The sequence below is a fragment of the Aquirufa rosea genome (assembly GCF_004118285.1).
Classification (GTDB): domain Bacteria; phylum Bacteroidota; class Bacteroidia; order Cytophagales; family Spirosomataceae; genus Aquirufa; species Aquirufa rosea.
Genome location: NZ_SDHY01000034.1, coordinates 1 through 398, shown reverse-complemented (window position 1 = coordinate 398; position 398 = coordinate 1). Strand labels below are relative to the sequence as shown.

Here is a 398-nt window from a genome sequence, read left to right as displayed (position 1 = left end):
TACGGTAAATGCATTGGAATTGCCTGTTTTACCACTTACATTACCTGAACCTGAACCAGTAGCGGTTAATTCAACTCCTGTTTCTGCCTTGGTGTAGGTTACACCCGAAATGGTTACTGCACTGCTTCCCGAAGTGATGGTACCTGTTAATGTACCGCCTAATGTACCTGTACCTGTTTTACGAGTCAAGGTCACTGTACCATCTGCTGTGGCATTGACAGCATTGCCATTATCATCAGTTAAAGTAACTGTTACCGCAAATCCAGTCCCTGCGGTTTGTTGCCCGATGTTAGAAACAACTAATTTAGAAGCCGTACCTACACCGGTAGTAATGTTAGAAGTAGTACCCGTTAAGCTAGTATTATCAGTGGCCGTAATGGTGGTCGTAGTACCAGAAA

1 protein-coding gene is annotated in these 398 nt (G+C 44.0%); it reads right to left on the bottom strand.

Going from position 1 to position 398, the window contains the following annotated elements:
- A partial coding sequence (locus tag ESB04_RS12480; RefSeq protein WP_205749521.1) for a hypothetical protein occupies positions 1-398 on the bottom strand: 398 nt, incomplete at both ends.